Source organism: bacterium, assembly GCA_026398675.1.
Taxonomy (GTDB): Bacteria; RBG-13-66-14; RBG-13-66-14; order RBG-13-66-14; family RBG-13-66-14; genus RBG-13-66-14.
On sequence record JAPLSK010000174.1, the window covers coordinates 1 to 4,492 of the forward strand.

4 protein-coding genes are annotated in these 4,492 nt (G+C 63.7%); 3 read left to right on the top strand and 1 reads right to left on the bottom strand.

Annotated features, from left to right (window positions below; translation table 11 throughout):
- Positions 1-681 (bottom strand): WYL domain-containing protein (locus NTW26_05625; protein MCX7021742.1); only part of this gene is annotated, 681 nt, incomplete at its 3' end.
- Positions 682-1,195: 514 nt separating this feature from the next.
- Here NTW26_05625 and gcvPA point away from each other — a divergent pair.
- The 3 genes from gcvPA (at position 1,196) to NTW26_05640 (ending at position 4,306) form a co-directional block, all read left to right on the top strand.
- A complete protein-coding gene (gcvPA, locus tag NTW26_05630; protein MCX7021743.1) occupies positions 1,196-2,290 on the top strand; it encodes an aminomethyl-transferring glycine dehydrogenase subunit GcvPA in 1,095 nt (364 codons plus the stop codon).
- A 13-nt stretch (positions 2,291-2,303) separates the two neighbouring features.
- Entirely contained in the window at positions 2,304-3,680 is a 1,377-nt protein-coding gene (gcvPB, locus tag NTW26_05635) for an aminomethyl-transferring glycine dehydrogenase subunit GcvPB (GenBank protein ID MCX7021744.1), read from the top strand.
- 272 nt (positions 3,681-3,952) lie between these two features.
- A complete protein-coding gene (locus NTW26_05640) occupies positions 3,953-4,306 on the top strand; it encodes a hypothetical protein (GenBank protein MCX7021745.1) in 354 nt (117 codons plus the stop codon).
- Positions 4,307-4,492: the final 186 nt, after the last annotated feature.

Consider the following 4,492-nt stretch of genomic DNA (forward strand, 5'->3'; position numbering starts at 1 on the left):
AATGCCTCCACGGTGCAGATTTAGGACCCACTCTCGGAGCTCCGGCGGTTCGATCACCCGGACATCGCCCCCGAATCCTGTCAGCCACTGGGCCAGATTCAACGAGGGTGCCACTCTCATGCGCAGCTCCACACCACCCCCGGCCAAGGGTTTGACCCGTTGCGTCGGGTGGATCTGAAGTTTATCGAAGTAATTCGTCTCGTAGTTGGGGAAGCGCAGGACCACCTCCTTCGGCTCACCTACCCACGGGCCGAAGCTATAGCGGAGGAAGTCCACCGGATTGAAGTTGTCTGGCCACGGGTGCTTCTCCACGCTGGGCAGGACAGAGACGAAGCGGTCCACACGGAAGCTACGAGGCGCATTGCGCATGTAGCAGTGGGCAATGAGGTAGAGCTCGCCGCCCGACTTCCAGAAGCACAGCGGCGCAACGGTCCGCTCCGTCACCTGGTCGTTGTGCGCCGCGTGGTAGCGGATGTCGAGGAGCTGCCGCTGGTGCAGGGCCTTCATGAGCAGGTTGATGGTCTCCCGGTGCTCGGCGTAGTTGCGCTCGATCTCCGGGTCGTCCAGGTAGGTCCCGGAAAGCGTCGTCATCTCCAGCTCCAGGGGCTTGATGGCCTTGCGGAGCTTGGAGAGGACCGACTGGAAGGCTTCGCCGATGGGCGTGTCCTTGAGCCCCTGCATCGCCTGCGCCGCCGCTTCACCTTCTACGACCCCTGCCCAGCGACGGACCGGGTGACCCTCAGCTACTACCTCCCGGAGGGCACGAAAAACGTAGAGCTCACGCTCTACGACCTCTCCGGTCGGCTCGTGGCGTCCTCTGTAAGCGTCCCCACCACCCCAGGCCGACACGAAATTGCCTATGACACCTCTGGCCTGCCTCCTGGGGTTTATATCGCTCGGCTGACCACAGACACTTCATCTACTACCAAATGCCTTATCATCGCATGTTAGGGCGCCCGGGAGTCACCCTTCTGTGTGCGATAAGTGAATCCACCAGTGTTGGTATACAGCGATTCCCCGTGCCGCTGCCACACGAATAGAAGGGGTCCGCAACCGGGTCCCTTTTTTATATCGCCTGCGGTTCTTTAGAACGCACGTCGGTCACCCGAAACGACGGTGGAGTTTTCACCCCTCCCGCTGGTATAATCTCCCTCCACGCGACCCACCCCCTAAAACCGAAGAGCCAGAAGGAGCCATGGACTACCTTTCCCACACGCCCGAAGAGCGACGGGCCATGCTCGACCGGATCGGGGTGAAGGGGATAGATAACCTCTTCGCCGACCTGCCGGCCGAGCTGGTGGACCCGCGCATCGAGCTTCCGCCCCCCTTGAGCGAGCCGGAGCTTCTCGCGCGGCTGGACGTGGTCAAGGCCCCGGACCACGTCTCGTTCCTGGGCGCCGGCGCTTACGATACCCACATCCCCGCCATCGTGGGGTATCTCACCGGCCGCACCGAATTCCAGACCGCCTACACCCCCTACCAGCCCGAAATAAGCCAGGGCACGCTGACCGCCATCTACGAGTTCCAGTCGGCGATTTCCCGGCTCACCGGGCTGCCCATCGCCAACGCCAGCGTCTACGACGGGGCCTCGGCGGTGGGTGAAGCGGCGGCGCTGGCGATACGGAACGCGAAGAAGGCCGGGCGCGTCCTGGTTTCGCGCACGCTGCACCCCTTCTACCGCCGGGTCGTCGCCACGTACATCGAGGACCTCTCCTGCTCCGACGGCACCTGCGCCCGGTGCGAGGAGATCGGCCTGACCGGCGAGGGGTTGACGGACCTGGCCGACCTGGAGGCGAAGCTGGACGAGGACGTGGCGGCCGTCATCATCGGCAGCCCCAACTTCTTCGGCCTGGTCGAGGACTGGACGGCGGCCTTCTCCCTGGTGCACGGAAAATCGAAGGCGCTGGCGGTGGCGGTTTCGAGCCCCCTGCCGCTGGCGCTACTTAAAACGCCGGCGGAGTGCGGCGCCGACGTGGCCGTGGGCGACGCCCAGCCCGTGGCGACGACACCCTCGTGCGGCGGTCCTTACGTCGGTTTCTTCGCCGCCACGGAGAAGCTGGTCCGCAAGATGCCCGGCCGCATCGTCGGCCAGACCGTGGACCTGGACGGTAAGGTCTGCTACGCCTTGACTTTGCAGACCCGCGAGCAGCACATCCGCCGGGATAAATCAACGAGCAATATCTGCACCAACAACGACCTGGTGGCGCTGGCGGCCACAATGTCGCTGAACGCCCTCGGCCCCGCGGGCATCACACGAAGGCCGAGATTGACGGCCTGGTCGCCGCGCTAGGGGAGGTGCTGTGATGGCCGAGAAAATCATTGACCGCCCCATCGAACCGGCAATCTACGCCCACTCCCGGAAGGGGAGGCGTTGCCACCGGCCGCCCGCCCCGGACGTGCCCGTCCGGCCGCTGGACGAGCTGCTGCCGCCCGAGCTCAGACGCACGAAACCGCCGGCACTCCCCGAGGTGGACGAGCCCACCCTGGTCCGGCACTACGTGCGCCTGTCCCGGCTCAACTACTGCATAGACGTGGGCTTCTACCCCCTGGGCTCGTGCACGATGAAGTACAACCCGAAGATGGCCGACGCCGCCGCGGCGCTGCCCGGGATCAACGCCCTCCACCCCCTGGCGCCCGAGGGGATGCTCCAGCCGGCCATCAAGATGATTCGGGCCTACCACAAGTCCCGGGGCAACCCGCGCAAGGTCATCCTCGTCCCGGACTCGGCCCACGGCACCAACCCCGCCTCGGGCACCATGTGCTCCTACGACGTGGTGGTGGTGGCCTCGGACAAGCGGGGGAACGTCTCGGTGGAGTCGCTGAAGGAGAAGCTCTCCGACGACGTGGCGGCCCTGATGCTGACCAACCCGAACACCCTGGGGCTCTTCGAGGAGAACATCCTGGAAGTTGCCGAGCTGGTCCACCGGGCCGGGGGGCAGCTCTACTACGACGGGGCCAACTTCAACGCCATCCTGGGCCGCATCCGCCCCGGCGACATGGGCTTCGACGCCGTTCACCTGAACCTGCACAAGACCTTCGGCACCCCCCACGGCGGCGGAGGACCCGGCGCGGGTCCGGTGGGGGTCAAGAAGCACCTGGCGGAGTTCCTCCCCGTGCCCACCGTGGAGGAGACGAACGACGGCTTCCGGCTGGACTACGATCGCCCCCGGAGCATCGGCAAGCTGCTCGCCTTCTACGGCCACTTCCTGGTGTCCCTGCGGGCCTACGTCTACATCCGCCACCTGGGACTCGAGGGCCTGCGAGGCGTGTCCGTCCACTCCGTCCTGAACGCCAACTACCTCCAGAGCCTCTTGAAAGACACCTTCCTCCTGCCCTTCGACCGGCTCTGCATGCACGAGTTCGTCCTGTCGGGGAATAAGCAGAAGGAAGCCTACGGCGTGGCCACCCTGGACATTTCGAAGCGGATAATAGACTACGGGTTCCATCCGCCGACCAACTACTTCCCCCAGATCGTCCCCGAGGCTCTGATGATCGAGCCCACGGAAACGGAGACTCGGCAAACGCTGGACGCCTTCGCCGCGGCGCTCCTGGCGATAGACCGGGAGGCGGCCGAGAACCCGGACCTCCTGCACGGGGCGCCCTACTCCGCGCCGGTCCGGCGCGTGGACGAGGCCCGGGCGGTGAGGGAGCTGAACGTGAGCTGGCCCGAGGGGGAATAGCACGGCCCCACGAATAAAGGAGGGCTCCGGCCCTCCTTTTTTATCGCTTCGACAAGACAAATGGATTAACCGAACACAGCGAGCTATGCCACGGCAAACCGAGCGAAGTGAGCTACGCCTCCGGCGATACCCCTTGTCTGACAAACCGTTTGTTTCCTAAAAACTAAACCGCGTCTTGACAACCCCCTTTTTTGGGACTATCTTATCTGGTGGCCTCGTAAAAGTTACACTCAAGGAGGTTAAGATGCGCAAGTCGTTGATATTGGGGGGGGGTGATAATCCTCCTCATCGCCGGGCTCGTCGCCTGCTCGGACAGCCTGTCCGTGGGGGATGACGACCCCCTGGCTAACCGAGATGACTGGATAGTTCACGGCACCGTATACCTTGGGGATTATCCGCATGCCGCCAATGTCGGGCTGCGGCACATGTACACGTCCCCCTTCACCACTTACCTCAAAGAGACCACCGCAGGGCAAAACGGCTATTACGTATTCACTTTAGACGATCTGGATACGGGCTACTACGCCTGCGACGCCTGGTACCAAACCCACAGCGGCTCTAGCACCCAATTCTACTGGGACACTGAAGCTCCCGACAACTTTCTTCGCAACATCCACATGGAATAAATCGGGTAACCCGTCGTGGGTTGCTCTTTTATTTAGGAGGAAAGAGGATGAAAGCACTAGCGTTACTTGCCGTCTTGGTCGCCTCGGTGACCCTGGCAAGTGACGCCGTATCTGTCGGGCCGGAGCCATCGTCGGAGTACAACGCCCAGTGGACCCTGTTCCGGTCGGGCGAGGTCCGCTGCGACC